The sequence below is a fragment of the Agrobacterium sp. SORGH_AS 787 genome, assembly GCF_030819035.1.
GTDB lineage: Bacteria > Pseudomonadota > Alphaproteobacteria > Rhizobiales > Rhizobiaceae > Agrobacterium > Agrobacterium larrymoorei_B.
The window spans coordinates 1,743,761-1,770,005 of the sequence record NZ_JAUTBG010000001.1; the positions used below are offsets into that span (position 1 = coordinate 1,743,761).

Genomic DNA, 26,245 nt, shown 5'->3' on the forward strand with positions numbered 1-26,245 from the left:
AGAATAAGCCTTTTCACCTCATTAATTGGAAAAATATTTTGATTGTTCCCCGATTTTTGCCTTACCACGATTTTTCACGTAAATCTTTGATCTAAGTCACCCCTGGTGATGGGGGTAGGGGTGCATTGTCATTTTCTCCAAAGCATTTCAATTTCTGATCACTACATTGCCTTTGATTGGGGAGAGAGATGGCAACAACTTGGATCAAAAGAGGGACTCTGGGTCTTGTCGGCGCCTGCATGGCTGTTGGTAGCGCTCAGGCTGGCGGTTTCACACGCGGCGACGCCGATACGGAAATCTTGTATGAAGATGGCACGGTGGCAGCACGCGGCGGCGTGATCTACGTTATTCCGAAGCGGAGCTTCGAGACGATCAGCGGTGCGAATGCAACCGACGACGATTACTCCAAGAACTATGCCATACCGTCGTTTTCCGCGAAGGCGCGAATTTCGCAAAATTTGTCATGCGCTTTCACTTACACGCAGCCTTTTGGTGCTAAGTCAGAGTATGGTGCGCAAGCGCAGGCCGCAGACAGGGCAGCAGATGTCGCGGCAGGTGCGCCTTTCGGCAATGCCGTTATAAATTCCAAGTTCTCGACAAACGAGTATGGTGGCACATGTGCCGTCAACTTCGATGTGGGGCCGGGACAACTCTATTTCCTAGGCGGTGGCTTCGTAGAGAGCTTCGACTACAGAGAGACAAAGACGCTTGGGACCCTTCATCTTGAAGATTCGAGTGCTGGCGGCTATCGTATTGGTACTGCTTACGAAATCAAGGAATATGCCCTCCGTGCTGAATTGATGTATCGGTCACAGGTCGATCATGACGCATCTGGCAATTTCACGCCGAGTGCTTTTGGTGCTGGCGTCGTAGGTCCGGCCACTCGCTCTGCTATAGGCACGGGTTCCCTACCGCAGTCCGTCGAACTCAATCTACAGAGCGGCATTGCTCCTGACTGGCTGGCGTTCGGTTCGGTGAAATGGACAGACTGGAGTGTTCTCCAGACGCTGAACTACACTATTACGGGTCTCGGAAATCAGCAAAAAAACTTCTTTTGGAAAGACGGTTGGACCATCACCGGCGGTATTGGGCATAGCTTCAATGAAAATGTCTCCGGCGCTGTCACGCTGACTTGGGACAAGGGTGTTGGTACAGGTGCGGATATCATGACGGACGTCTGGACACTGGGTGCGGGCGCACAGATCAAGAGCGGTCCAGGTGTGCTCCGTGTTGGCGCAGGCGTTTCTTATTTGACGTCCGGAAGCCAATCGACCGCGCAAAGGGCAGACTTCAACGCCACTGCTGGAGGCGATTGGGCTTACGCAGTCAGTACATCTTACAAGATCGCGTTCTGATCAAACTGATTTATCAACTTGTTGAAACATGAAATAGCCCGGCCTTACATGGCCGGGTTTTTTGTTGCCGATCGGCAATATTGTGACGATTTGGCAACAAATTTCTGCAACCTTCACGTAGCGTAAGAATGTGGTCGTATTTGTCCATTTCCCGCCACAAAGCATGTGCTTGAGTGCTTTCGACGGCGCGGGAATGGAAGAATATGCAGACATCAAAAGTGGTGCTGCGGAAGTGGTGGAAGTGAAAACAGGTGCGGATTCAGCCTCTAAGCAAGTAAAGACGGGTTCTCTCCGTCAGCGCTTGTTTGGTGGTATCCAGACGGCAAAAAAACGCCGTGATGTTGCCGGAAACGGTACTTATACCTGTGCTCATGAGATTGCTGATTTATTACCGCTCAGGATCACCCGCAGCGCATTGAGAGTTGCTGCTGGAACGACGCAGTGTGTTGAGAGATCGCAGCCCTCCTTGGACGCGAGGTTAGCCTTCGCCATGTGTGGGAAGAGTGAGAGAAGTTCGTTGAAATGCTGAGATGTGACATCAACGTTTTGAAACCGCTGTGTCTGGGGCTGATGCTCGCATCGCTTTCGATGCCGGTTCTGGCATTTGATATCAATTCAGGCGTCACCAAGGAATCCGGCCCCTTCGATCTCTTCAAGTTCGGCTTCAAATCCTACAAGAATGGCAAGAAGGAAGATGCGGTCGAAGCGTATCGTTACGCGGCCGAAAAGGGCCATACGGGCTCGCGCTGGGCACTTGCCAACATGTACGCCTATGGCGACGGTGTCGCCAAGAACGACTTCGAAGCCTTCAAGATCTACAGCGAGATTGCGAGCCAGGGCGTAGAGCCTGGTTCGGAAGATACGGGTTTCTTCGTCAATGCGTTGCTGTCTCTGGCGGACTATTATCGTCACGGCATTCCAGGCAGCCCTGTGAAGGTGGATCTCGGCCAAGCGCGCCAACTGTATTTCCAAGTCGCATCGACCTTCGGTGTGGCCGAGGCGCAGTTCCAACTGGCCCAGATGATTCTTGCAGGCGAGGGCGGCCGCGCAGATGCGCAGCAGGCCAAGAAGTGGCTGAATCAGGCACGCAAGCACGGCCATGCCGGCGCTATGTCGATCTTCGGCAATCTGCTTTTCCAAGAGGGCCAGACGGTTCGCGGCTTGGCCTTTATGACAGCCGCGCTGGACAAATGCGCTGCAGCCAACTGTGTGTGGATACAAAACCTTCAGGAGCAGGCGTTTTCCGTTGCGGCTGAAGATGATCGTCGTGTCGCTATCCAGCTTGCGCGCAACATCTCTTCAGGCGACGCCGACTAAGTTTATTTTCACTCATATTTCTGCGTTTATATTTAGCGAAATCTCGCTGTTCACAATAACGTTATGTTAAATATGAGAAGCGACCATGAGTTGCTTTTGTGTCTCCGTACTTACCTGCCGGCAGAATGACTCGCGCCTGCGTTGCTCCACAAAGCATGTCCTTTCATTGTGTATTTTCCTCGATGGGCTACTGCTATGGCGTTGGACTTTTACCGCATTCGCACAAAACTCGCGCTCATGTCAGGAGCGGGCATTGTTCTTGTTCTGACTGCTTCAGTGACGGGATGGTTTCTGTCTCAGGCTGTGGACGCTGCAGTCTCCAAGGGACGCGTTCAGGCGGACATTGCGCGCAACATGGTTGACATGAAGGCCTCGCTGCGAGGCATGGAAATCGGTGTTGGGGAAATACGACTTGCTTCTACGCCTTCTGAACTGAAAGACGCGCAAACATACGTGACGAAGCGCCATGAATCGGCGGTCAAATATCTTGAGCTGGGAACAGCCGCTATGGAGGCATCTGCCAACAAGGAAGGGCTCAGAAGATCTCCGAAGTGCTCGCCAAGTACAACGCTGACGTCGGAAAGCTCTTAACCGATCGTGCGGCGAATGCAGAAATCTCTCATCAGCTTGTTCCATTGAAGACTACGAGCGCTCAACTGGCATCTATGGCTGATGAGATTGTCAATGATGTAAAAGCGAGATCAGAGGCAGCGAATGAAGAGCGAAGGCAGCTTCAAGCGCTAGCCTCCACGATTACGATCACTCTGTCAGGCCTCATGGTTCTGTTGATGATCGTCTCCGCCTTCTTTGGTCGCCGTGCCATTGCGACGCCGATTGCCAGAACGACGGATTGTATGAAGACGCTGGCCGACGGTGATCTGTCAGTCGCGATCCCCTACACCGATAACAAGGACGAGGTGGGTGATATGGCGAGAGCTGTTCTGGTGTTCAAAGAGAACGCAGTGCGGGTTCGCGATCTTGCCTTTCAGGAGGCTGCACTCTAGGAGCAGAACGCGGACTTACAAAGCAATATCGCCCAGGTCGTTTCCTCTGCAGTTGCGGGTGATTTCTCCGCGCGCATCAGCAAGCGCTATGAGAACCCGGACCTTAATCGTTTCGCGCTGAGCGTCAACGAACTGGTCACATCAGTGGACCGCGGCGTGGCAGAGACCAATCGCGTGGTCGCGGCCCTTGCGGACGGCGACCTGACAGAATCGATGCAGGGTGATTTCCGCGGTGTGTTCCTTGAACTACAGCGCAACGTCAATGTGACGATGGAGAGCCTGCGCTCGGTCATGATGGAGGTCCGCTCTGCGATTGACATGATCAAAAGCGGTGCCGGCGAACTGCGCATCGCGTCTGACGATCTTTCGAAACGCACCGAACAGCAGGCCGCGTCTCTTGAAGAGACGGCAGCGGCGCTCGAGGAAATTACGTCGGCGGTGAAGAATTCCACGACCCGGTCTACCGAAGCATCCGATATGGTGGTGCAGGCCCGGCAAAGCACGGAACAGTCCAGTAATGTTGTCAGAAATGCTGTGTCGGCCATGGGCCGCATCGAACAAGCATCCAACGAGATCGGCAACATTATCAACGTTATCGACGAGATTGCCTTCCAGACGAATCTGTTGGCATTGAATGCTGGCGTGGAAGCTGCTCGCGCTGGTGAGGCTGGCAAGGGCTTCGCTGTGGTGGCGCAGGAAGTGCGTGAGCTTGCGCAACGCTCCGCAACAGCGGCGAGAGATATCAAGACACTGATCGTCAGATCGCGCAATGAAGTCAGTTCCGGCGTTTCGCTCGTGACCGAGACTGGCAGCGCGCTCGAAGCGATCCGTGAGCACGTTAGTAAAATCGACGAACATGTTCACTCGATCGCCACCGCCTCGAAAGAGCAGTCGACCGGCCTCAGCGAAGTGAATGGTGCCGTCAACCAGATGGACCAGACGACGCAGCAGAATGCGGCGATGGTAGAGCAATCCACAGCGGCAACCAGCAAACTTGCCGACGAAGCGGTCAATCTCAGCAACCTCGTGGCCCGATTTAAAACGGGGAGCTGTCAAACTGCGCCGGTATCGAAGGCGGCGAATTCCCAGCATCATGCGCCGGGCAGGAGATCAGCCGTACCTCAATATCGTGGCAACGCAGCGGTTGCCATGAAGAGCGAGTGGGAAGAATTCTGACCATAGCCCAAAATCGAATATGAATCGGACAAGTGGCCGGGCGAGCAAGGATCTCGTCCGGCCTCATCGCATTTCATGGGCCACGATCTCAGGCCGGCTGAAAATCAAAATAGCCTGAGACCGGCACGTGGTCGGATGGCTTTTCCCAGCCGCGCACATGTTTTTCGATAGAGACGGAATGCAGCCTGTCCGCCGCTTCCGATGACAGCATCAGGTGGTCAATGCGAATGCCGTTGTTCTTCTGCCAGGCGCCTGCCTGATAGTCCCAGAAGGTGTAAAGTCCCGCCTCGTCGGAGGTGGCGCGTGTGGCATCGGTAAGGCCAAGATTTTCGAGCCGTCTGAAAGCAGCGCGCGTCCGCGGCAGGAACAGGGCGTCGCCTGCCCAAACGCGTGGGTCATGGCAGTCGAAAGGCTCGGGGATGACATTGTAGTCGCCAGCCAGGATCAACGGTTCTTCCAGTTGCAGCCGGTCTTCGGCAAAGCGACGAAGTCTCTCCATCCATGCCAGCTTGTAAGGATACTTCACCGGATCATCCGGCGGGTTGCCGTTTGGCAGATAGAGCGAGCAGACCCGGATGACACCGCCCTGGACGGAAAAAACGCCTTCGATGAAGCGCGCCTGTTCATCGCCATCATCACCCGGCAGACCCCGATTGACCTCATCGGGGCGCATCTTGGAAAGAAGTGCAACGCCGTTGAAGCCCTTCTGGCCGTGGGTTTCCACGTGGTAGCCGAGCGCTTCGATCTCCAGACGCGGAAAGTTTTCATCGACGGATTTGATTTCCTGAAGGCAGGCGATATCCGGGCTCGACTCCTTCAGCCATTCGCAAAGGTTTTCGATGCGCGCCTTGACGCCGTTGATGTTCCAGGTGGCAATCTTCATCGCAGGTTCCATTCCGTTCGGACCCTGTTTTACCCGATGAGGCGGCGAAAGCCACCGGTTTTCACTGTTTCAACAGCAAGCTTTAAATCGAAAAGCTGGTCCCGCAACCGCAACTGGCAACCGCGTTCGGGTTCTTGATCTGGAAAGACTGGCCGAGAAGATTGTCGACGAAATCGATTTCGGAGCCTGCCATATAGACGAGCGACATGCTGTCGATGAGCACTTTGGCATCTCCGCGGGATATGACGATATCGTCGTCGGTGGGTGCGCCATCCAGGTCGAACTTGTAGGAAAATCCGGAACATCCGCCGCCCTCGACGGAGACGCGAAGCGCCTGCTTGCCAGCCTCGGCAGAGACGATCTGGGCGATTCGTTTTGCGGCGGATTCAGAGAGTGTAACGTCTGTGGTCATGTCGTTTCTCCAACCGGAGTCAAGAACCGGCGAGCAAAGTTCTGTGTAAGACCGATTATAAACCAGTCAAATTCACCGTCTATAGCGTTACCGCCCGCAAACGCGCTTTGCGGCAACCTTCGCGATAGGTATGAAGGGGAATGTAAAAGGTCAATGGGCCGATGGCAGGACAGAGATGATTATCGATCAGCGTGCGTTGGGTTTTGGTAGCGGAGAAAGAGCGGTCTATGCCGCCGATCCATGGACGACGCGCGGACGCCTGTTTCCCGAGGACTCCAGCCTGACGCGCTCCGAGTTCCAGCGCGATCGTGACCGTATCGTCCACACCACGGCCTTCAGGCGCCTCAAGCACAAGACGCAGGTGTTCATCAGCCCGGATGGCGATCACTACCGCACGCGTCTCACCCACACGATCGAAGTGGCGCAGATTGCCCGCGCTCTTGCCCGTGCCCTGAAGCTGGATGAAGATCTGGCAGAGGGTGTCGCCCTGGTGCACGACTTCGGCCACACGCCCTTCGGTCACACCGGTGAGGATGCGCTGGATGCGGTGCTGAAACCCTATGGCGGCTTCGATCACAACGCCCAGTCGCTGCGCATCGTCACCAAGCTTGAGCGCCGCTACGCCGAATATGATGGCATCAACCTGACCTGGGAAACACTTGAGGGTCTGGTGAAGCATAATGGCCCGCTGTTGAATGCTGCGGGTGAGGGGACGCATGGTCCGGTGCCGCTGCCGATCCTTGACTATTGCCAGCTCCAGGATTTGGAGATCGGCACTTTTGCCAGCCTGGAGGCGCAGGTCGCCGCCATTGCCGATGACATTGCCTATAATACGCACGACATCGATGACGGCCTGCGTGCCGGTTATCTAACCTTCGATATGCTGGAGGAAGTGCCGTTCCTCTCCGGTCTGATGGCTGAGGTTCGGGCGAAATATCCGTCGCTGGACGACGAGCGCTTTGCGCATGAAATCATGCGCCGTCAGATCACGCGAATGGTTGAAGACGTGATTGGCGTTGCGCAACAAAATCTTGGCCTCCTAAAGCCGAAATGTGCGGCTGACATCCGCGCTGCCGACCGCACGATCGCGACGTTCTCGCCTGCCATGGCTGAGACCGACAAGCAGATCAAGAAGCTGCTCTTTGCACATATCTACCGCCACCCTGACATCATGCGTATTCGCTCAGGCGCGACCCAGATCGTCACCGATCTTTTCCACCGCTATATGGAAACGCCAGCCGAGATGCAGAGCCACTACTGGGTGGACAGCATTCCCGGCATGACGGAAGCGGCCAGAGCCCGCCATGTGGGCGATTATCTGGCTGGCATGACAGACAGCTACGCCTTGAGGACGCACCAGCGGCTGTTTGACCATACACCCGATTTGCGATAGGCAGCGCGCAACTGCGAAGCCGATATCCGGATGACTGAAAGCCCTTCGCGCAGGTAGATGACCATGAACCTTTTTGCCGATTTTGACGCACGAATCAAAAAAGCTCTCGAGACGATCGATCTCGTCAAAGCCAATCGCGATGCTGTCGATTTTGGCCGTATCACCGTGGAATCGCCGCGCGATCCAAGCCATGGCGACGTCGCAACCAACGCCGCAATGGTGTTGGCAAAGCCGCTCGGGACCAATCCGCGGGCGCTGGCTGAGCTCATCGTTCCAGCCCTTGAGCAGGATGCGGACGTCGATAGCGTCAATGTCGCAGGCCCTGGTTTTATCAACATCCGCGTCTCAGTCGGCTACTGGCAACGCCTCCTGGCCGGAATGATTTCGCAAGGTCTGGATTTTGGCCGGTCCTCGGTTGGTACCGGCAAGAAGATCAACGTCGAATATGTGTCCGCTAATCCCACAGGTCCGATGCATGTCGGACACTGCCGTGGCGCCGTCGTTGGCGATACGCTTGCGAATGTGCTGGCCTTTGCCGGATACGACGTGACCAAGGAATACTACATCAACGATGCCGGTTCGCAGATCGACGTGCTGGCGAAGTCCGTGTTCCTGCGTTATCGCGAAGCGCTGGGTGAAGATGTCGGCACCATTCCTCCGGGCCTTTATCCGGGCGACTATCTCGTTCCTGTCGGTCAGGCGCTGGCCGATGAATTCGGCATCAAGCTGCGCGCCATGCCGGAAGAGCAGTGGTTGCCGATCGTCAAGGACAAGGCAATCGATGCGATGATGGCGATGATCCGTGAGGATCTCGCGGCATTGAACGTCAAGCATGATGTGTTCTACTCGGAGCGCGCTCTGCACGCTGGCAATGCCGGTCCGATTCTGTCCGCTATCAACGACCTCACCTTCAAGGGTCACGTCTACAAAGGCACGCTGCCGCCACCAAAGGGCGAGGTTTCCGAAGATTGGGAAGACCGCGAGCAGACGCTCTTCCGCTCGACTGAAGTGGGTGACGACATGGACCGTCCCCTGATGAAGTCGGACGGCACATATACCTATTTTGCGGCCGACGTGGCTTATTTCAAGGACAAGTACGATCGTGGCTTCTCCGAGATGATCTATGTGCTCGGTGCCGACCACGGCGGTTACGTCAAGCGTCTGGAGGCCGTTGCGCGCGCCGTCTCGGAAGGCAAAGCTAAACTGACCGTGCTTCTGTGCCAGCTGGTCAAACTTTTCCGTGATGGCGAGCCGGTCAAGATGTCGAAACGCTCAGGTGATTTTGTCACATTGCGGGACGTCGTCGACGAAGTCGGACGCGATCCGGTGCGATTCATGATGCTCTACCGGAAGAATTCGGAGCCACTGGACTTCGATTTCGCCAAGGTGACCGAGCAATCTAAAGACAATCCGGTATTTTATGTGCAATATGCTCATGCCCGTTGCAAGTCGGTGTTCCGGCAGGCGCATGAGGCGTTTCCGGAGCTGGATGTGGATGCCTCCACTCTCTCGTCCGGATCGGTTTTGATTAACGATGTCAATGAGTTGCAGCTGATCGCGAAACTGGCGGAATATCCGCGTCTGATCGAGTCTGCGGCACAGAATCATGAGCCGCATCGCTTGGCATTTTACCTCTATGATTTGGCCAGTTCCTTCCATGGACACTGGAACAAAGGTAAAGATCAGCCGGAATTACGTTTTGTTAACGATAAAAACCGAGAATTGAGCGTTGCCAGACTAGGGCTGGTGAGTGCTGTCGCAAATGTGCTGAAGTCCGGATTGACGCTTTTGGGAGCGGACGCGCCTGACGAGATGCGATGACATCCCTCACCATTATTTGCTCACAATACGCTGGCAAGTGCTGTGATGCGTAGATGGTGGAACACGTAATGGTCGAAAAAAATGTCGCGTATAACCGAGACTCTCGGTCGCAGGAATTCGCTGACAACGATCCCCTGGCTCAATTGGCGCAACTCGTCGCGCAAGAGGATCGTCCTCCCCACGTTGCTCCCCCGGCTGCGCAGAACGCTGCGTCGCCTGCCACGCGCCGGGAGCCGGAATTCAACCTCGAAGATGAGCTGTTGCGCGAGTTCGCCGTCTATGACGCGCCGCGCCACGAGCCTATCGCACTCGATCCCGCCAACGACGTTCGTGCGTCCGTTCCGGTCAATGAGTTCATGCAGCGGGTGGAATCGGTATTCTCGCGCCGCGAGCCTGAGCTTGAGACGGTTGCACAGCAGGTCCCTGCGAGCCGTGAAGAGTATCTGGTGGCCGAGCACGCTGCGCCAACGCCGCGTGCCGATCTGAGAGACGATTTCAGCGACGATCCGCATTCGGTCGCTGCCGTGTTTGATGTCAATCATCGCGATCAGGCCCCAGAGCAGTACGAACCTTCCCCAGCCGCTGTACCAGAAGCTGTTGCCACGGCTTCTATCCCGGCCGCTCCGGTGCCGGAGCCCCGTGCTTACGAACAGCCGGTCCAGATGCAGCAGCCGGTTACTCCGCCGCAGCCAGCCCCTGTCCAGCAGCCGGATTGGGAACGGATGGCCGAGACATCCGGCGAGACCGCGATCGATCTCGCCAGCGAACTGGAAATGTCGGTTGCCGATGAAGCACCGGCGTCTCTGCAGCCGAATGCACCGTCTCTGCGCAAGTCCTCCCTCGATTTCTCCAGCCTGCGGTTGCCGCTTGCCAATTTCGGCACGACGCGTGCGACGCCTGTCGCTCCGAAGGCTCAGCCGCAGCCTGCTCCAGTGGCGATCCCCGCGGTCGAAGCCGCGGCGCCTGTCGCCCTGCAATCGAGCGCCAACGTGCTCGCAGGGCAGAAGATGTCCGCCATGGATGAGCTCATCTATGACGTTGCGCGCTATGAGATCAGCAACAAGAGCGTCGATGCTACTGCCCCAGTCGCGAGAATGGAACCGGTCGTAACGGCCGCCCCGGTCCTGCCAGCGGTCGAGCCCGTCAGCAAGGTGCAGCCCTCCAAGCCGGCGCCTGCACCCGTTCGCGCAGAGCCTGTGTTCGAAACGCCGGTTGCTGCGCCAAGACCGGTCGCACCACAGCCGATCGTCTCGGCTCCTGCCGCTTCCGCTCCGGTCGATGCTGCGCCTGTGCCCCCCCCGCGTGTATCGGCCCCGGTTGCGCCAGCGCCACGCGCTGCGTCTCCGACTCCGGCCCCGGTTGCCGCTCCCTCAGCTGCGGATGACTTCGATGCTTTTAACGACTCCGACTTCGAGCTGGCTCTCGAAGATATCGATTTTGATATCGACCTCTCCGAGATCGCCAACATCGATGTAGCACCTGCACCCGTCGCTCAGCCTGCGCCGGTTGCAAAGTCGGCACCGGTCGTGCAGCCGAAGCCAGCCCCGGCACCGATTGCCGCTGTGGCTTCTGTCGCTCCCCGCCCGCAGCCACAGCCTCAGCCTGTCGTCGAGCGTGCGCGCTATGAAGAACGTCGCCCGGCAGCTCCGGCGCCGGTTGCGCCCCAAGCGTCTCTCGAGAGCCTGCCTTTCGACCCAAGCCAGATCGGCGAGACGGAGGATGCGCCCGAAGCCATCACCGAGTTGGATGTTCCAGAACTGCCGGTTGGCGTTTTCGAGCCGAAGCCGGTTGCACGCCGCCAGGACGAAGATCTCGATCTCGACACCGAGCTCGCCTCGCTCTTTTCGTCACCCGCTTCAGGCGGACTTGATCGTCAAAAGAATGCAGCGCCCCGTCAGGCGCAGCCTCAGCCGACACAGGAAGAGGTGGACGAGTTCGAGCGTGCGCTGGAACAGGACTTCCGCCGCAGCATGCAGGAAGCGGCAGAAGGCCGCTTCGGTTCGCAGACTCGCGACGATGCCGCTCCAGAGCAGCAGGTTCGCTATGCCGATGATGAGCGCGAAGGCGGTGCACGCCGCTGGTTCGTTCCAATGGCAGCGGCTGTTGGTCTTCTGCTGGTCGGCGGCGGCACCTATGCGCTGATCGGTGGTGGTTCGTCCCACATGGGATCGAATGGCGCGCCGGTGATTATCTCCGCCGACAGTGAACCGACGAAGGTCGTGCCGGAAAACCCCGGTGGTCGCGTCGTACCGAACCAGGACAAGGCAGTTTATGACCGCGTTGCCGGTGCCGCACCGTCCGATCCCAAACAGCCATCGCTGATTTCCACTAACGAAGAGCCTGTCGATGTCGTGCAGCGCACGCTGATCCCTGAGCAACTTCCGATGGAAGACGAAGCCGACCAGATGCAGGGCGCGACATCCACACCGGTTGGCGAGACGGAAGATCCGCGTCTGCTTTCTCGTGGAGAGAATGCACAGGCGGCTGACCATAACGGTCAATCTGGCGTCAATGTTTCGCCTCGTAAGGTGCGCACCATGATCGTCAAGCCGGATGGCACGCTTGTCACGCAGGAAGCGCCAGCGCCTGCAGCGGGAACGCCGACGCAGGATAAGGTCGAGGAACTGGCGGCGCCTGCAACGACGGAAAAGGCCCCATCTGTGCTCGCGACGTCCCGCGTTCCAGTAACGCCTGAGCCTGCGCAAGCATCGCAGACGGCGGCTCGCACGGCACCCGCCGCGGCGCAGCCGACCCAGACGGCGGCACCGCTTCCAGCGGCCCGTCCGTCGAGCCAGCCAGCTAATGTCGTCGCTACCGTGACCAATCAGGGCAATGTTCGCCCGGCCGCACCGGCTCCGCAGACGGCGTCGGCCCCTGCAGCTGCAACCAGCACGCCGTCTTCCGGTGGCTACTACATCCAGATCGCATCTCTGCCGAGCCAGGCGGAAGCGCAGAAATCCTATCAGAACATGTCGGCCAAGTTCGGCTCTGTCATTGGTGGCCGCGGCGTGGACATCAAGGCTGCGGAAATCGCCGGGAAGGGCACGTTCTACCGTGTTCGTATTCCCGCTGGCGACAAGAACGAGGCGGCGGCATTGTGCGAACGTTTCCGCTCTGCCGGCGGCAGCTGCCTCATCGCCCGCTGATCTGAACAGTTGAACAGGAAAGCCGGGATGGTCTCACCGTCCCGGCTTTTTTTATAGACGGTAGCGCGTTGCATCCGACATACCCCAAAGGACCAAGTCCATGACTGAATCGAAAGCTATGATCCTAGGCTGTAGCGGCTTGGCGCTGACGCAAGAAGAGATTGCCCTTTACAAGGCAGAGCAGCCCTGGGGCTTCATTCTCTTCGGCCGTAATATTGGTGAGGCTCAGCAGATCACCGATCTTGTGGCTTCCATGCGTGACGCGGTCGGTCGCCCGAATGCACCGGTCCTGATCGATCAGGAGGGCGGGCGCGTTCAGCGGATCCGACCGCCGATCCTTCAGTCCTACCCGAACGCGCATGCGTTGGGCGCGATCTATCTGCGCGACCGAAAGCAGGGTCTGCGGGCGGCCTGGCTGATGTCTCGCCTGCACGCCTTCGATCTCATGCGGTTCGGCATCAACGTGGATTGCCTGCCCGTTCTGGATGTGCCGGTCGAAGGCGCGAGCAACGTCATCGGCAACCGCGCTTACGGCTTTGACCCGAAGCTGGTTTCGGAAATGGGGCAGGCGGCCGCTGACGGCCTGAAGGCCGGCGGAATGCTGCCGGTGATGAAGCATATTCCAGGCCATGGACGTGGAATGGTGGATTCGCATCATGAACTACCGGTGGTGGATGTTCCGCTGGATGACCTTGATGCCCATGACTTCGTGCCGTTTCGTGCGTTGAATAAGGAACTGATGGGTATGAGCGCGCATCTTGTTTTCAATGCAATCGATCCCGAGCGTCCAGCCACGACGTCCCGCAAAGTGATCCACGAGATCATTCGTGGCCGTATCGGTTTTGACGGGCTGCTGATGTCAGATGATAGTTCGATGAATGCCTTGAAGGGGACGCTCGGAGAACGCGCCGCCAATATTGTTGCGGGCGGTTGCGATATAGTCTTGCATTGCAACGGTGTGATGAGTGAAATGCTTGAGGTCGTGAGGGAAGTTCCTGTTCTTTCCGGCCGGTCACTGGAGCGCGCCAAGGCCGTCGAAGAGGGATTTCCCGCTGCAGACGGTGCCGATGAGGCGCGTTTGAGAGACGAATTCAACGCCATGCTGGCGGTTGCCTGATCCGGTCGCCGGGCAGAGCGCCAGCGAAAGGTCCGGCTGACGAGACGATGGCAGCAGAGAAATCACGCGGCAGCACGCCGATGGACAAGCTCTGGCAGGATGTGACGCCGGAGCGTGCGACGGGCGAGGCGGCATTGATGATCGACGTGGCGGGCTTCGAAGGCCCGCTCGATCTGTTGCTGCATCTCGCCCGCGTCCAGAAGGTCGATTTGTCCCGAATTTCGGTTCTGGCGCTGGCGGAACAATATCTACAATTCGTCGAAACCGCGCGCCGGGTTCGTATCGAGCTCGCCGCCGATTATCTGGTCATGGCCGCTTGGCTGGCCTTTCTCAAATCCAAGTTGCTGATCCCGCAACAGAGCAAGGATGATGGCCCGACAGGCGAGGAAATGGCCGCGACCTTGGCCTTCCGGCTCAAACGTCTGGAAGCCATGCGCGACGCGGCCGAGAGGCTGGTGAACCGCAATCAGCTCGGCCGCGATATCTTCGCCCGTGGTGCGCCGGAGCATATTCCCCATCGTAGTCGCTCCGCATTCGAGGCAAGCCTTTACGACCTGCTGAGCGCCTATGCGACGCTTCGCCAGCGCCAGGCGATCACGCAGGTGACGATCGAGAAACGCCAGGTCTGGTCGCTGGTGGAGGCCCGTGAATTGCTCACCTCGATACTGGGTGAGATCGGCGAATGGACGGAGCTCGACCGGTATCTCCTGCAATATGTTCCTGATCCTTCGATGCGCGCGACTGCCATTGCCAGTGCCTTTGCAGCGTCGCTGGAACTGGTCCGCGAAGGCTCGCTGGAGATTCGTCAGGACGGAGCGTTCCAGCCGATTTTCATGCGCAAAGGCTCGGGTAGAGCGCGGGACCGTTCTGAAAGGGCCGATGATGTCGAATGATGTGGATGTGCAGGACGACGTTGCCGATGACGTTGCGGAGGGCGGGGTCGCCACCGTGGCGCAGCGCCTCGAAATTGAGGCAGAGCGTATTGCCGAGGCGCTGGTCTTTGCCTCGGCGCAGCCTGTATCGGAAGCCTTCATTGCTGAGCGCATCCCGCGCGGTATCGATGTCCCGCCTTTGATGAACCGGCTGAAGCAAGTCTACGCGACACGCGGCGTCAATCTGGTTCAGGTGGGCGGCAACTGGGCCTTCCGCACGGCGGGCGATCTTTCCTTTGTCATCCATGTCGACGAAAAGGAACCGAAGAAGCTCTCCCGTGCCGCCTTGGAAGTCCTGGCTATCATCGCCTATCACCAGCCTGTCACGCGCGCTGAGATCGAGGACATACGCGGTGTTCAGACCTCACGAGGCACGCTGGATGTGCTGATGGAGGCAGGATGGGTGCGCTTTCGAGGCCGTCGCCGCACCCCTGGACGGCCGGTGACCATGGGAACGACGGTCGAGTTTCTGGATCACTTCGGACTTGAGGAGTTGCGCGACCTGCCGGGCCTTGATGAACTCAAGGGGGCGGGGCTGCTGTCTGGCCGCATTCCGCCGAATTTTGGCATTCCAGTGCCATCGATGAGCGACGAATTGACCGAGGACGAGGACCCGATCACGCAGCTCGATCTAGAGGAACTTGGACTGCTCGCACCCCGCGGTGGCGATGCAGATGATTGATTTTGTTGCAACAGCATAGCGATCACGCAGATGTGTCGATGTGCTGCTGTATCACAGCAATTGCGATCCGCTTACTTTGTTGAATAGCCATTTTGTTGTTTGAAAAAGCCATTCAAACGGCTTACATCGGTTCAAAGCAAAATTCAGGGAGTTTGCGTGATGGGTTCTTTTAGTGTTTGGCACTGGCTGATCGTTCTGGTGATCGTGCTGGTTCTGTTCGGCCGGGGCAAGATTCCCGAATTGATGGGCGATGTTGCCAAGGGCATCAAGAGCTTCAAGAAGGGCATGTCCGACGACGACGCTACGCCGCCGCCTGCAGACACCAATGTCAATGCCAAGACGGTCGATCACAAGGCTGACGAGATCAAGTAATTGATCCGGGGTGGGGCGAGACTGTCTTCACCCTGGTCGTCGGGCCTTGAGGATCATGGCGCGTTGTTGCGCGTGTCTGGAGCTTTTTGATGTTTGATATCGGCTGGAGCGAGTTGCTGGTGATTGCGATCGTATTGATCGTGGTTGTTGGCCCGAAAGACTTGCCGCCCATGATCCGTGCCTTCGGCAAGACGATGGCCGGCTTCCGCAAGATGGCGGGTGATTTTCGCGCGCAATTCGATGAGGCCATGAAGGAGGCCGACATGGACGACGTGCGCCAGACGATCGCCGATGTCCGCAATCTCAACCCGACCAACTCCCTGCGCGATGCGATGAACCCGCTGCGTCAGCTTGGCAATGATATCCGCTCCGATCTGCAAAAGGCAGCAACGCCCACTGGACCGGCAACCAGCGCCCCCGTCGATGCGCCGGATGTCAGCCTGTCCGAGCCGGAGATGAAGTTGCCCGACGCGCCGCCGCCTGCTTTGACACCTGCACCGATCGTTGCCGCCCCGGCGGCTCCGGCGCCGGTGGTTGCGCAAGCAACGCCGGTCGCAGAACAGGTTGCCGAGAAGCCGAAGCGCAGCCGCAAGCCTGCCGTGAAAACCACGCAGGAAGTGGAAGCCGAGGCGGTGGCCGCAAAGCCGAAACGCGCGCCGCGCACGATCTCGGCCAAGGCCGATGCGAAGAAGCCTAAGGTGTCGTCCGTCACTGAAATGGAGGCTGAGCCCGCAATTTCCCCTGCGCTGACAGACGTCGCGGCCAAAGCTGCAAAACAGAGGTCAGCAAAGGCCGCGGACAAGACAGTCGCATTGGCCGGAGCGCCTAAGCCAAAGGTGGCGCGCAACAAGCCCGATGTCACTGTTGCTGCTGAGCCTGCAAAGAGAGCAAGAACGGCCAAGGCCAAGAAGGATGAAGCATGAGTGAGGATATCGAGGATAAGCCGCAGCCGCTTATCGAACACCTCATGGAACTGCGCACGCGGCTGATCTGGTCGCTCGGGGCATTTTTCGTGGCCTTTCTGGCCTGCTTCGCCATGGCCAAGCACTTGTTCAACCTTCTCGTCATCCCCTACAAATGGGCGGTGATCTGGGCGGGACTGGACGTCGCCAAATCCTCGCTGATCTATACGGCCCCCCAGGAATTCTTCTTTACGCAGATCAAGGTTGCCATGTTCGGCGCCATGGTCATCTCCTTTCCTGTGGTGGCGTCGCAGCTCTACAAATTCGTTGCGCCCGGTCTCTACAAGAATGAGCGCGCTGCCTTCCTGCCATTCCTGATCGCATCGCCCCTGCTGTTTCTGCTCGGCGGCGCGCTTGTCTACTTCTTCTTTACGCCCATGGTGATGTGGTTCTTCCTCGCCATGCAGCAGCTGCCGGAAAACGGTGAGGTGGCTATCTCACTTATGCCGAAGGTGTCGGAATATCTCAGCCTCATCATGACGCTGGTTCTGTCCTTCGGGCTCGTCTTCCAGCTGCCGGTCGTGACCACGCTTCTGGCGCGTGTCGGATTGCTGACCAGCGACTGGTTGAGAGAGAAACGCAAATTCGCGATCGTGGCTGCCTTCATCGTGGCGGCCGTTCTCACGCCACCCGATCCGATGTCCCAGATCGGTCTTGCCTTGCCAGCGATCCTTCTCTACGAGGTTTCCATCTATATGGCTCGACTCGTGGAGAAGAAGCGCGCTGCCGAAAACGCTGGCCGGGAGCTTGACGGTCCCGAAGAGGCGTGACGGCTTCTTGAATTCTTTCTTCAGACGCCGGGTCATTTGTCCCGGCGTTTTGTTTTTCAACAAGCAAAGACGTAAAACCACGGTCTGGAACCACGATGCACGATATTAAATGGATACGCGACAACCCTGAAGCTTTCGATGCGGCGCTGGCCAAGCGCGGAGCCGAACCTCAGTCCGCGAGCCTGATTGCGCTCGACGAGAAGCGCCGCTCCGTGATCCAGACCCTCCAGGACATGCAGTCCCGCCGAAACACCGCCTCCAAGGAAATCGGTGCGGCGATGGCGCAGAAGAATGCCGAGCTGGCGGAGAAGCTGAAGGCCGAGGTTGCGGACATCAAGGACAGCATGCCGAAGCTGGAGGAGGAGGACCGTCAGGTTACCAGCCAGCTTAACGATGCCCTGTCTCGCATTCCCAATATTCCGCTGGACGATGTGCCGGTCGGCAAGGATGAGAACGATAATGTCGTGACCCGTGTCGTCGGCCAGAAGCCTGGCTGGAACCACGAAGCCAAGGAGCACTTCGAAATCGGCGAAGCGCTCGGTTACATGGATTTCGATCGCGCCGCCAAGCTTTCCGGTTCGCGCTTCACGGTGCTGACCAGCCAGATCGCCCGGTTGGAACGCGCGCTCGGCCAGTTCATGATCGACCTGCACACCAGCGAGCACGGCTATACGGAAGTGTCCTCGCCGCTGATGGTGCGCGCCGAAACGCTGTATGGCACGGGCAATCTTCCGAAGTTCGAAGAAGATCTGTTCAAGACGACGGATGGACGATACCTGATCCCGACGGCAGAAGTGACACTCACCAATCTGGTCAGCGGTGAAATCCTCGAGCAGGAGAAGCTGCCGCTCCGTTTCACGGCGCTGACTCCTTCTTTCCGTTCGGAAGCAGGCTCTGCCGGTCGCGATACACGCGGCATGTTGCGCCAGCACCAGTTCTGGAAATGCGAACTTGTCTCGATCACCGACGCGGAAAGCTCCATTGCCGAGCATGAGCGCATGACGGCCTGCGCAGAAGAGGTGCTGAAGCGCCTCGGTCTGCATTTCCGCACCATGACGCTCTGCACGGGAGACATGGGCTTTGGCGCGCGCAAGACCTATGACCTCGAAGTCTGGCTTCCGGGCCAGAACACCTACCGAGAAATCTCGTCCTGCTCCGTCTGCGGCGATTTCCAGGCACGACGCATGGATGCGCGCTACCGCGGTAAGGGCGAGAAGGCCACGAAATTCGTTCACACGCTGAACGGTTCGGGCACTGCCGTCGGACGTTGCCTGATCGCAGTTCTGGAAAACTATCTCAACGAGGACGGCTCGGTGACCATTCCCGACGTCTTGCTGCCTTACATGGGTGGCTTGAAGCGGATCGAAAAGGCAGCCTGAGCCGCGGATATCTGCTCCTGCGTCTGCGGCGCGGGAGCAAGTCGGCTCTGCCCGGGAGGAGAGCATTTGTCCAGCCAGGCATCCGGTTGAGCAGAGACGGGCGCTATGCGCTGTAGAATGGAGCGATAGGGAGACGATCATGCGGATTTTGCTGACAAATGATGATGGCATTCATGCCGAAGGGCTGGCTGCGCTTGAACGCATCGCCCGCACGCTCTCCGACGATGTCTGGATCGTCGCGCCGGAGACGGACCAGAGCGGTCTTGCACACTCGCTGACTCTTTCCGAGCCTCTTCGTCTGCGCAAAATTTCCGACAAGCACTACGCGTTGCGCGGCACGCCGACCGATTGCGTCATCATGGGCATTCGAGAGGTCCTGCCCGGAAAGCCGGATCTTGTGCTCTCCGGTGTCAATTCCGGTGCCAACATGGCTGACGACGTGACCTATTCCGGTACGATTGCTGGCGCTATCGAAGGCACGCTGCAGGGCGTGCGTTCGTTCGCGCTCAGTCAAGCCTTCGCCTATACGGGCCATGCCGAGCGGGTCGTTCCCTGGGAGGTGGCCGAAACCTATGCGCCGGATCTTATTCGCAAGTTGAGCGAGATCGACCTGCCGGATGGCACATTTCTCAATCTCAACTTTCCCAATTGCGCACCGAAAGACGTGCAGGGCGTGTCCGTTACGGGGCAGGGCAAGCTCGACTTCGGGCTGACAGTCGAGCAGCGTCAGGATGGCCGCGGTCTTCCTTACTACTGGCTGCGCTTCGGCGAGCGTCTCGGTACTTTCATGGATGGGACTGACATCCATGCGGTCAAGCACAACAAGATTTCGGTGACGCCGCTCAAGCTTGACCTCACCGACTACTCGGTCAAGGATCGGATCGCCAAGGCACTTGGATTCGGAGTGAACGATTGAAATCCCCCATGGTGGAGAAAGAAGGCTTTGCCGCTCTCGTCTTGAGGCTGCGGGCTGAAGGCATTTCCGATCTCGATCTTCTGACTGCGGTCGAGCAAACACCGCGCTCTCTCTTCGTACCGGCACCGCTTGCGGCGGACGCTTATTCCAGCCGAACCATCCCTATCGACTGCGGGGCCTTCATGGAGGGCGCCGACATGGCAGTCAAGATTATCGCCCGCCTTCAGGTCAAGCCCGGCCAGCGTGTGCTTGAAATCGGCACCGGCAGCGGCTTCATGACAGCTGTGCTTGGGAGGAGAGCTGAGCGCGTGCTCTCGGTCGAGCGCTACAAGACGCTTGTTCAAGCGGCGCAGAACCGAATGGATGATCTCAGTATCCGCAATGTGGTGATCCGTCAGGCCGATGGCTCCAACGGTCTCGTCGGCGAGGGCACCTTCGACCGTATCGTCTCAACCGCAGCCTTTTCTGCCATGCCACGCTTCTTCACCGAGCAGATCGTCTCCGGCGGCATGATGATTGCACCGATCATCTTGGAAGACGGTCGCTGCGTGATGACGCGTTTCTCCAAGACCGGCAGCCGCTTCGAGCGCGAAGAGCTTTTCGAGACGCCCTATCTGCCGATCGAATCCCACATCGCGACCTATCTTTAGATCGGCGTTGGGCTTCGCGAACAAAAAAGAGCCGACTTGCACCGGCTCTTGATGATCCTGAACGTGCTTTAGCAACTTACCCGAAAAGCGCGAAGCTGCTCTTCAGCGTCACCCACACGCCCCACAGAAGCGGAAGACCGACAGCAGCCCAGGCGAGAGCGGCCTTGCCATCGAAACCGCCCTTGCCGATGCCGAAAGAACCTGTCGGGCCAGCATTGGCGGTGGCGGTCTTGGCTTGGAGCGAGGCGACCTCCTCATCCGACATGAACCACTTGTCGGAGAGTGGTTTGACGAAGGCGTTGGCGATGAGGCCAAGCGCCAGCATACCGGCAAGAATATACATCGTGCTCGTGTAGAGGGCCGGACCCGGCGCTACACCGGCGGCGATCTGCGCCTCACGGATATAGTTGACCACGACCGGACCAACGATGCCAGCCGTTGCCCAGGCCGTCAGCAGACGACCGTGGATGGCGCCGACGAACTGCGTGCCGAAGATGTCGGCAAGATAGGCCGGAATAGTGGCAAAACCGCCGCCATACATGGACAGGATGATGCCGAAGGCAAGGACGAAGAGAGCCTTGGAGCCCATCAAAGCGAGCGTTGGCGCAAGCGCATAAAGAATGATGCCGAGAATGAAGAAGCAGAAGTATGTGTTCTTTCTGCCGATCTTGTCGGACATGGAGGCCCAGAAGAAGCGGCCGCCAATGTTGAAGAGCGACAGAAGCCCGGTGAAGCCTGCCGCGATAGCGGCGATCTGCGCCTTTTGCGCGGCATCGAGACCGGCAAAGGCAACGCCTGGCTGACCAATCAAAGAGCCAGCGAAGATTTCCTGCAGCATCGGCGAGGCCATGCCGATGACACCGATGCCGGCGGAAACGTTGAGGCAGAGAACCGCCCAGATCAACCAGAACTGCTTGGTCTTGTGCGCGTCACGCAAATGCACATGGCGCGTGGTGATCATCGCACTTTTGGCCGCAGGTGGCGTCCAGCCTTCAGGGCGCCAGCCAGCCGGGGGAATACGATAACCGAAGGCACCTGCCATCATGAAGACGAAATAGATCAGCGCCATGACGACGAAGGTCTGCCAGACGCCGACCGTGGTATCGGTCTTGAAATAGCCTATCAGCAGGTTGGCAAGCGGTGCACCAATCATGGCGCCACCGCCGAAACCCATGATCGCCATGCCGGTCGCCATGCCGCGCCGGTCGGGAAACCACTTGATCAGGGTCGAGACGGGAGAGATGTAACCGAGGCCAAGACCCACGCCGCCAATCACGCCTGCACCAAGCCACATCAGCCACAGCTGATGGGTCATAACGCCAAGGGCTGCGACCAGAATGCCGCCGCACCAGCAGCAGGCGGAAACGAAGCCGGCCTTGCGCGGGCCGACCCGCTCCAGCCAGCCGCCCCAGATCGCTGCCGAGCAGCCGAGGAGAACGAAGAAGAGCGTATAGATCCATCCAAGGTCAGCGACGCGCCAATTGCAGGCGGTAGTGAAGAGAGCGCCGACGAGCGTCAGGCTCGAGCAGCTTGGATCGGTTGCCGGAAGGGCTTTGGACAACGGCAGCCAGAACACGCTGAAGCCGTAGGCCATGCCGATGCACAGATGGATTGCTAGTGCCGCTGGTGGAACCAGCCAGCGATTGAAACCGGGCTTGGCGATAATTCGCTCTCGATCAAGAAGACCGGCCCCCGCCATGCCTCCTCCGCTTACGCCTGCAACTGCCATGGACAATACCTCCCTCTTGGAATGTCATGATAACTTCGAGTACATCCACTCATACGCGATGAGCGGGCATCGAGGAGAAGAATGGAAGGCTCGGCCGATCGTTGACCTGTCTTCCGAAAAGATGTTTCGATCTCGTCACGTTGGGGTGTGCCGAACGAGGCACGCCATGAGCGGAAGATCACGCCGCTCAAGAAGGAACACTGGGTTCCGACAGAGACTCCCCGGCGATCGGACCTTTACCTCCCGGAGCACCTCTTGCGGCATCCGATCCAAGGCCGACTGCCTGCGTCGTGGGGTCGTCAGGCCGTTTGATCTTAGCCGAGGCGGCAATGACGAGCGGCAGGAAGCCGTCTGCATCATTGTCGATCATCTCAAAAAAGCGCCGCCGCATGCGCGGTTCCCAGAACTTGTTGATGTGGGTCGCCACACCATCCACCTGCACGTCCTGTGGCTGGGAGGTAAAGAATGTGGCAATCTGGTTCGCCATGCGGACAAGCTTTTCATCAGTATGACTAAGCGACATGACTGTTCTCCCCGGAGGCCAGACGGTCCGGTCTGGTAAAAACTTCGAATTCATCACCGCGCGCAATTCCGATCAGGCTGATGCCTGCTTCTTCCGCCGTCTCGATGGCAAGCGCCGTCGGTGCCGAAATCGCAACGAGAACGGGGCATCCCAGAAGCGCCGTTTTCTGCACCATTTCAACGGAGAGGCGGCTGGTGAGGACCACGACCCCATCGGCTGCCGGTCGCGCGGAGCGAAGGATCGCGCCGGCAAGCTTGTCCAAGGCATTGTGCCGCCCGACATCTTCTCGCACCGCGACGATGCCGTTCTCTGGCCGGTAGAAACCCGCGCCGTGTACCGCTCGTGTTTCGCGATTGAGGCTTTGCCCATCGCCAAGCAGGCGAATGGCTTCGCTGATCTGCCTCGGCATCAGGCGGGCGGAAGGATCTTTTACCTTCGCCACGCTTCGAGTTGCTTGCTCAATCGACTCGATACCGCAGAGACCACAGCCGACCGGTCCTGCCATGCGCCGCCGGCGGGCCACCAGCGCGTCGGCTGTCGTATCCTTCAGCGTAATCTGCACGTCGATCCCGCGACCGGCTTCGACCAGATCGACCTCGAGGATATCCTCCGCCGACGTCACGATTTCCTCCGCCAGCGAAAAACCATAGGCAAAGTCGATGAGGTCTGTCGGCGTTGCCATCATCACGGCATGGGTGGAGCCGCCATAGGAAAAGGCGACCGGCACTTCCTCCGGAACGATGCGGTGACCTGTCTCCATGCGCCCCTGTCGGAAGCGCCATTCGTCGATCGTTCGGCTCGGTTTCTGCTGCATCCTCCGATCCTATTCCGCCGCGTCGAGTTTCGCCACGATTCGCCGCGACTGTCGGGAAAATTCTTCGTAATCCTCCTGCCATTCCGTTGGACCGTTGGACGGCGAGACCTGAACGGCCGTGACTTTGTATTCCGGGCAATTGGTCGCCCAGTCCGAGAAGTCCGTGGTGATGACATTGGCCTGCGTGTCCGGATGGTGGAACGTCGTATAGACCACGCCCGGCGAAACCCGGTCGGTGATCAGCGCCCTAAGCGTCGTGTCGCCCGAGCGGCTCGCAAGCTTGATCCAGTCACCCTCCTTGATGCCACGCTGTTCGGCGTCGTGCGGATGGATCTCCAGCCGATCTTCTTCATGCCAGACGACGTTTTCCGTCCGTCGCGTCTGCGCGCCGACATTGTACTGCGAAAGGATACGACCCGTCGTCAGCAGCAATGGGAAGCGAGGACCAGTGCGCTCGTCGGTTGCCACATATTCGGTGCGGATGAATTTGCCCTTGCCACGCACGAAACCGTCGACATGCATGATCGGCGAACCTTGCGGGAATTTCTCGTTGCAAGGCCACTGAACCGAGCCGTTCTTCTCCAGATAGTCGTAGGACACGCTGGCGAAGCTTGGCGTCGTTGCTGCGATCTCATCCATGATCTGCGATGGATGGGTGTAGTTCCAATCGAGCCCCATCGCCTGAGCAAGTTTCTGGGTCACCTCCCAATCGGCATAGCCATTTTTCGGGCTCATCACCCTGCGCACGCGGTTGATGCGGCGTTCGGCATTGGTGAAAGTGCCGTCTTTTTCCAGGAAGGTCGAACCCGGTAGGAAGACATGCGCGTAGTTCGCCGTCTCATTAAGGAAGAGATCGTGCACCACAACGCATTCCATTGCAGCGAGGCCGGCAGACACATGCTTGGTATCCGGGTCGGATTGCAGAATGTCTTCGCCCTGAATGTAGATGCCCTTGAACGAGCCTTCGACAGCAGCATCCAGCATGTTGGGAATACGCAGGCCCGGCTCGTTGTTGAGTGTCACACCCCAGAGCTTCTCGAAGGTCTCGCGTGTGGCGTCATCGGAGATGTGACGATAGCCCGGCAGTTCGTGCGGGAACGAGCCCATGTCGCAGGAGCCCTGTACATTGTTCTGCCCCCGCAATGGGTTCACGCCAACGCCCGGACGACCGATGTTGCCGGTCGCCATGGCGAGGTTGGCGATTGCCATGACGGTCGTCGAGCCCTGGCTGTGTTCGGTGACGCCAAGACCGTAATAGATCGCGCCATTGCCGCCGCGGGCATAGAGACGCGCAGCACCGCGGAGTTCCGCTGCCGGAACGCCGGTGAACTTTTCCGTCTCTTCCGGGCTGTGCTGTTCCTCGGAAACAAAGGCCGCCCAATCCTCGAATTCGGACCAGTCGCAACGTTCGCGAATGAAGGCTTCGTTGAAAAGCCCTTCGGTGACGATGACATGTGCAAGTGCGGTCAGCACCGCGACATTCGTGCCGGGCTTCAGCGGCAGATGGAAGGCGGCCTCCACATGCGGCGTACGCACAAGGTCGATACGGCGCGGATCGATGACGATGAGCTTGGCGCCCTGGCGCAGCCGCTTCTTGAGGCGTGAACCGAAGACCGGGTGGCCGTCCGTGGGGTTGGCGCCAATGACAAGCACGACATCGGAATGCTCGACGCTGTCGAAATTCTGCGTACCGGCGGACGTGCCGAAGGCCTGGCCGAGGCCATAGCCTGTCGGTGAATGGCAGACGCGGGCGCAGGTATCGACATTGTTGTTGCCGAAGCCAGCGCGGATCAGCTTCTGAACGAGGTAGGTTTCCTCATTCGTGCAGCGCGAGGAGGTGATGCCGCCGATTGACTCACGGCCATACTGTGCCTGGATACGACGAAACTCGGACGCCACATGGGAGTAAGCCTCTTCCCATGTCACCTCCCGCCAGGGATCGGTGATCTTCTCGCGGATCATCGGATTGAGAATGCGGTCCTTATGGCTGGCGTAGCCATAGGCGAAGCGACCCTTGACGCAGGAATGGCCGCGATTGGCCTGGCCATCCTTCCAAGGGACCATGCGAACCAGTTCTTCGCCGCGCATCTCAGCCTTGAAGGAGCAGCCGACGCCGCAGTAGGCGCAGGTGGTCACGACGGAGTGTTCGGGCTGACCGATGGCGATCACCGACTTTTCCGTCAGTGTCGCCGTAGGGCAGGCCTGAACGCAGGCGCCACAGGAGACGCATTCGGAATCGAGGAAAGCTTCATGCGCACCGGGGGACACGCGGCTGTCAAAGCCGCGCCCTTCGATGGTCAGGGCGAATGTACCTTGGACGTCCTCGCAGGCGCGGACGCAGCGTGAGCAGACGATGCACTTTGACGGATCATAGGTGAAGTAGGGGTTCGACTCGTCCTTCGGCATCCACTGCGCGTTGATACTGCCGTCGGTGGAACGCGCTTTCACATGGTTGTCGCCCTCATAGCCGTAGCGTACATCGCGGAGCCCGACTGCGCCCGCCATGTCCTGCAACTCGCAATCGCCATTGGCCGCGCAGGTCAGGCAGTCGAGAGGGTGGTCCGAGATGTAGAGTTCCATCACCCCCTTGCGAATCTGCTTCAATCGCTCCGTCTGTGTGTGGACGACGAGGCCTGGAGCAACCGGCGTTGTGCAGGAGGCGGGGGTGCCGTTTCGGCCCTCCACCTCCACCAGACAGAGGCGGCAGGAGCCGAATGCGTCGACCATATCGGTGGCGCAAAGCTTCGGAACCTGAATACCCGCTTCCATGGAGGCGCGCATGATGGAGGTGCCCGCAGGGACGGTGATTTCGCGACCATCAATGGTCAGGGTTACCAGGTCCGTGGATCTGGAGGCCGGGGTGCCGTAATCGATTTCGTGAACAAGGGTCAT

The 26,245-nt window shown here is 58.7% G+C and carries 21 protein-coding genes and 1 pseudogene; 16 read left to right on the forward strand and 6 right to left on the reverse strand.

Features of this window, described 5'->3' with window-relative positions:
* Positions 1-188: 188 nt before the first annotated feature.
* The 4 genes and pseudogenes from QE435_RS07665 to QE435_RS07680 all read left to right on the forward strand — a co-directional run bounded on the left by QE435_RS07665 (position 189) and on the right by QE435_RS07680 (position 4,852).
* Positions 189-1,355, forward strand: coding sequence for an outer membrane protein transport protein (locus QE435_RS07665; RefSeq protein WP_349040835.1), 1,167 nt, complete (start codon positions 189-191; stop codon positions 1,353-1,355).
* Positions 1,356-1,548: 193 nt separating this feature from the next.
* Entirely contained in the window at positions 1,549-1,884 is a 336-nt protein-coding gene (locus QE435_RS07670; RefSeq protein ID WP_349040836.1) for a hypothetical protein, read from the forward strand.
* Positions 1,878-2,672 (forward strand): exopolysaccharide production regulator ExoR, encoded by a 795-nt coding sequence (gene exoR, locus QE435_RS07675; protein ID WP_306928049.1) that lies wholly within the window; start codon positions 1,878-1,880, stop codon positions 2,670-2,672. The genes QE435_RS07670 and exoR overlap by 7 nt, the downstream gene beginning before the upstream one ends.
* 195 nt (positions 2,673-2,867) lie before the next feature.
* Positions 2,868-4,852: pseudogene (locus QE435_RS07680) on the forward strand (methyl-accepting chemotaxis protein).
* Positions 4,853-4,940: 88 nt separating this feature from the next.
* Here QE435_RS07680 and xth read toward each other — a convergent pair.
* Together xth and erpA are read right to left on the reverse strand one after the other, a co-directional pair.
* On the reverse strand, positions 4,941-5,735 hold the full coding sequence (gene xth, locus QE435_RS07685; RefSeq protein WP_349040837.1) for an exodeoxyribonuclease III: 795 nt from the start codon (positions 5,733-5,735) through the stop codon (positions 4,941-4,943).
* An 82-nt stretch (positions 5,736-5,817) separates the two neighbouring features.
* A complete protein-coding gene (gene erpA, locus QE435_RS07690) occupies positions 5,818-6,147 on the reverse strand; it encodes an iron-sulfur cluster insertion protein ErpA (protein ID WP_306928044.1) in 330 nt (109 codons plus the stop codon).
* Between the two features lie 175 nt (positions 6,148-6,322).
* On the opposite strand from erpA, the gene QE435_RS07695 reads away from it, so the two are divergent.
* The 12 genes from QE435_RS07695 (at position 6,323) to QE435_RS07750 (ending at position 20,287) form a co-directional block, all read left to right on the forward strand.
* Positions 6,323-7,540 carry a deoxyguanosinetriphosphate triphosphohydrolase gene (locus QE435_RS07695; protein ID WP_349040838.1) on the forward strand — a complete coding sequence of 406 codons (1,218 nt, stop codon included), beginning with the start codon at positions 6,323-6,325 and terminating at the stop codon, positions 7,538-7,540.
* 63 nt (positions 7,541-7,603) lie between these two features.
* Positions 7,604-9,361 (forward strand): arginine--tRNA ligase, encoded by a 1,758-nt coding sequence (gene argS / locus QE435_RS07700; RefSeq protein ID WP_349040839.1) that lies wholly within the window; start codon positions 7,604-7,606, stop codon positions 9,359-9,361.
* Between the two features lie 68 nt (positions 9,362-9,429).
* Positions 9,430-12,507, forward strand: coding sequence for an SPOR domain-containing protein (locus QE435_RS07705; protein ID WP_309770261.1), 3,078 nt, complete (start codon positions 9,430-9,432; stop codon positions 12,505-12,507).
* Positions 12,508-12,607: 100 nt separating this feature from the next.
* The gene (nagZ, locus tag QE435_RS07710) at positions 12,608-13,624 is read left to right on the forward strand and encodes a beta-N-acetylhexosaminidase (RefSeq protein ID WP_349040840.1); all 1,017 of its coding nucleotides are present in this window, start codon (positions 12,608-12,610) and stop codon (positions 13,622-13,624) included.
* Between the two features lie 47 nt (positions 13,625-13,671).
* Complete coding sequence (locus QE435_RS07715; RefSeq protein ID WP_309770263.1) at positions 13,672-14,517, forward strand: ScpA family protein; 846 nt, start codon at positions 13,672-13,674, stop codon at positions 14,515-14,517.
* A complete protein-coding gene (gene scpB / locus QE435_RS07720) occupies positions 14,504-15,238 on the forward strand; it encodes an SMC-Scp complex subunit ScpB (protein ID WP_349040841.1) in 735 nt (244 codons plus the stop codon). Before QE435_RS07715 ends, scpB begins: the two co-directional genes overlap by 14 nt.
* 159 nt (positions 15,239-15,397) lie before the next feature.
* Positions 15,398-15,610, forward strand: coding sequence for a twin-arginine translocase TatA/TatE family subunit (locus QE435_RS07725; protein ID WP_306928039.1), 213 nt, complete (start codon positions 15,398-15,400; stop codon positions 15,608-15,610).
* Between the two features lie 89 nt (positions 15,611-15,699).
* Complete coding sequence (tatB, locus tag QE435_RS07730) at positions 15,700-16,533, forward strand: Sec-independent protein translocase protein TatB (protein WP_349040842.1); 834 nt, start codon at positions 15,700-15,702, stop codon at positions 16,531-16,533.
* Positions 16,530-17,342 (forward strand): twin-arginine translocase subunit TatC, encoded by an 813-nt coding sequence (gene tatC, locus QE435_RS07735; RefSeq protein WP_306928037.1) that lies wholly within the window; start codon positions 16,530-16,532, stop codon positions 17,340-17,342. Before tatB ends, tatC begins: the two co-directional genes overlap by 4 nt.
* Positions 17,343-17,437: 95 nt before the next feature.
* A complete protein-coding gene (serS, locus tag QE435_RS07740; RefSeq protein WP_349040843.1) occupies positions 17,438-18,721 on the forward strand; it encodes a serine--tRNA ligase in 1,284 nt (427 codons plus the stop codon).
* 139 nt (positions 18,722-18,860) lie between these two features.
* Positions 18,861-19,637: a 5'/3'-nucleotidase SurE gene (gene surE, locus QE435_RS07745; RefSeq protein ID WP_306928034.1), complete on the forward strand. Its 777-nt coding sequence runs from the start codon at positions 18,861-18,863 to the stop codon at positions 19,635-19,637.
* Complete coding sequence (locus QE435_RS07750) at positions 19,634-20,287, forward strand: protein-L-isoaspartate(D-aspartate) O-methyltransferase (protein ID WP_306928033.1); 654 nt, start codon at positions 19,634-19,636, stop codon at positions 20,285-20,287. The genes surE and QE435_RS07750 overlap by 4 nt, the downstream gene beginning before the upstream one ends.
* Positions 20,288-20,363: 76 nt before the next feature.
* On the opposite strand, the gene QE435_RS07755 is transcribed toward QE435_RS07750, so the two are convergent.
* The 4 genes from QE435_RS07755 to fdhF form a co-directional block, all read right to left on the reverse strand.
* Positions 20,364-22,016, reverse strand: a complete 1,653-nt coding sequence (locus tag QE435_RS07755; RefSeq protein WP_349040844.1) for an OFA family MFS transporter — start codon at positions 22,014-22,016, stop codon at positions 20,364-20,366.
* Between the two features lie 187 nt (positions 22,017-22,203).
* A complete protein-coding gene (locus QE435_RS07760; protein ID WP_306928028.1) occupies positions 22,204-22,539 on the reverse strand; it encodes a formate dehydrogenase subunit delta in 336 nt (111 codons plus the stop codon).
* The gene (gene fdhD / locus QE435_RS07765) at positions 22,529-23,353 is read right to left on the reverse strand and encodes a formate dehydrogenase accessory sulfurtransferase FdhD (protein WP_349040845.1); all 825 of its coding nucleotides are present in this window, start codon (positions 23,351-23,353) and stop codon (positions 22,529-22,531) included. Before fdhD ends, QE435_RS07760 begins: the two co-directional genes overlap by 11 nt.
* Positions 23,354-23,362: 9 nt before the next feature.
* Positions 23,363-26,245, reverse strand: a complete 2,883-nt coding sequence (fdhF, locus tag QE435_RS07770; protein WP_349040846.1) for a formate dehydrogenase subunit alpha — start codon at positions 26,243-26,245, stop codon at positions 23,363-23,365.

Bases quoted from the DNA above. Each gene is read 5' to 3' on its own strand.
- argS (WP_349040839.1), top strand. From the start codon at position 7,604: ATGAACCTTTTTGCCGATTTTGACGCACGAATCAAAAAAGCTCTCGAG.
- QE435_RS07715 (WP_309770263.1), top strand. From the start codon at position 13,672: ATGGCAGCAGAGAAATCACGCGGCAGCACGCCGATGGACAAGCTCTGG.
- QE435_RS07705 (WP_309770261.1), top strand. From the start codon at position 9,430: ATGGTCGAAAAAAATGTCGCGTATAACCGAGACTCTCGGTCGCAGGAA.
- QE435_RS07725 (WP_306928039.1), top strand. From the start codon at position 15,398: ATGGGTTCTTTTAGTGTTTGGCACTGGCTGATCGTTCTGGTGATCGTG.
- QE435_RS07665 (WP_349040835.1), top strand. From the start codon at position 189: ATGGCAACAACTTGGATCAAAAGAGGGACTCTGGGTCTTGTCGGCGCC.
- exoR (WP_306928049.1), top strand. From the start codon at position 1,878: ATGCTGAGATGTGACATCAACGTTTTGAAACCGCTGTGTCTGGGGCTG.
- surE (WP_306928034.1), top strand. From the start codon at position 18,861: ATGCGGATTTTGCTGACAAATGATGATGGCATTCATGCCGAAGGGCTG.
- QE435_RS07670 (WP_349040836.1), top strand. From the start codon at position 1,549: ATGGAAGAATATGCAGACATCAAAAGTGGTGCTGCGGAAGTGGTGGAA.
- erpA (WP_306928044.1), bottom strand. From the start codon at position 6,147: ATGACCACAGACGTTACACTCTCTGAATCCGCCGCAAAACGAATCGCC.
- serS (WP_349040843.1), top strand. From the start codon at position 17,438: ATGCACGATATTAAATGGATACGCGACAACCCTGAAGCTTTCGATGCG.
- tatC (WP_306928037.1), top strand. From the start codon at position 16,530: ATGAGTGAGGATATCGAGGATAAGCCGCAGCCGCTTATCGAACACCTC.
- xth (WP_349040837.1), bottom strand. From the start codon at position 5,735: ATGAAGATTGCCACCTGGAACATCAACGGCGTCAAGGCGCGCATCGAA.
- QE435_RS07760 (WP_306928028.1), bottom strand. From the start codon at position 22,539: ATGTCGCTTAGTCATACTGATGAAAAGCTTGTCCGCATGGCGAACCAG.
- fdhF (WP_349040846.1), bottom strand. From the start codon at position 26,245: ATGACCCTTGTTCACGAAATCGATTACGGCACCCCGGCCTCCAGATCC.
- QE435_RS07755 (WP_349040844.1), bottom strand. From the start codon at position 22,016: ATGGCAGTTGCAGGCGTAAGCGGAGGAGGCATGGCGGGGGCCGGTCTT.
- nagZ (WP_349040840.1), top strand. From the start codon at position 12,608: ATGACTGAATCGAAAGCTATGATCCTAGGCTGTAGCGGCTTGGCGCTG.
- scpB (WP_349040841.1), top strand. From the start codon at position 14,504: ATGATGTCGAATGATGTGGATGTGCAGGACGACGTTGCCGATGACGTT.
- fdhD (WP_349040845.1), bottom strand. From the start codon at position 23,353: ATGCAGCAGAAACCGAGCCGAACGATCGACGAATGGCGCTTCCGACAG.
- QE435_RS07695 (WP_349040838.1), top strand. From the start codon at position 6,323: ATGATTATCGATCAGCGTGCGTTGGGTTTTGGTAGCGGAGAAAGAGCG.
- tatB (WP_349040842.1), top strand. From the start codon at position 15,700: ATGTTTGATATCGGCTGGAGCGAGTTGCTGGTGATTGCGATCGTATTG.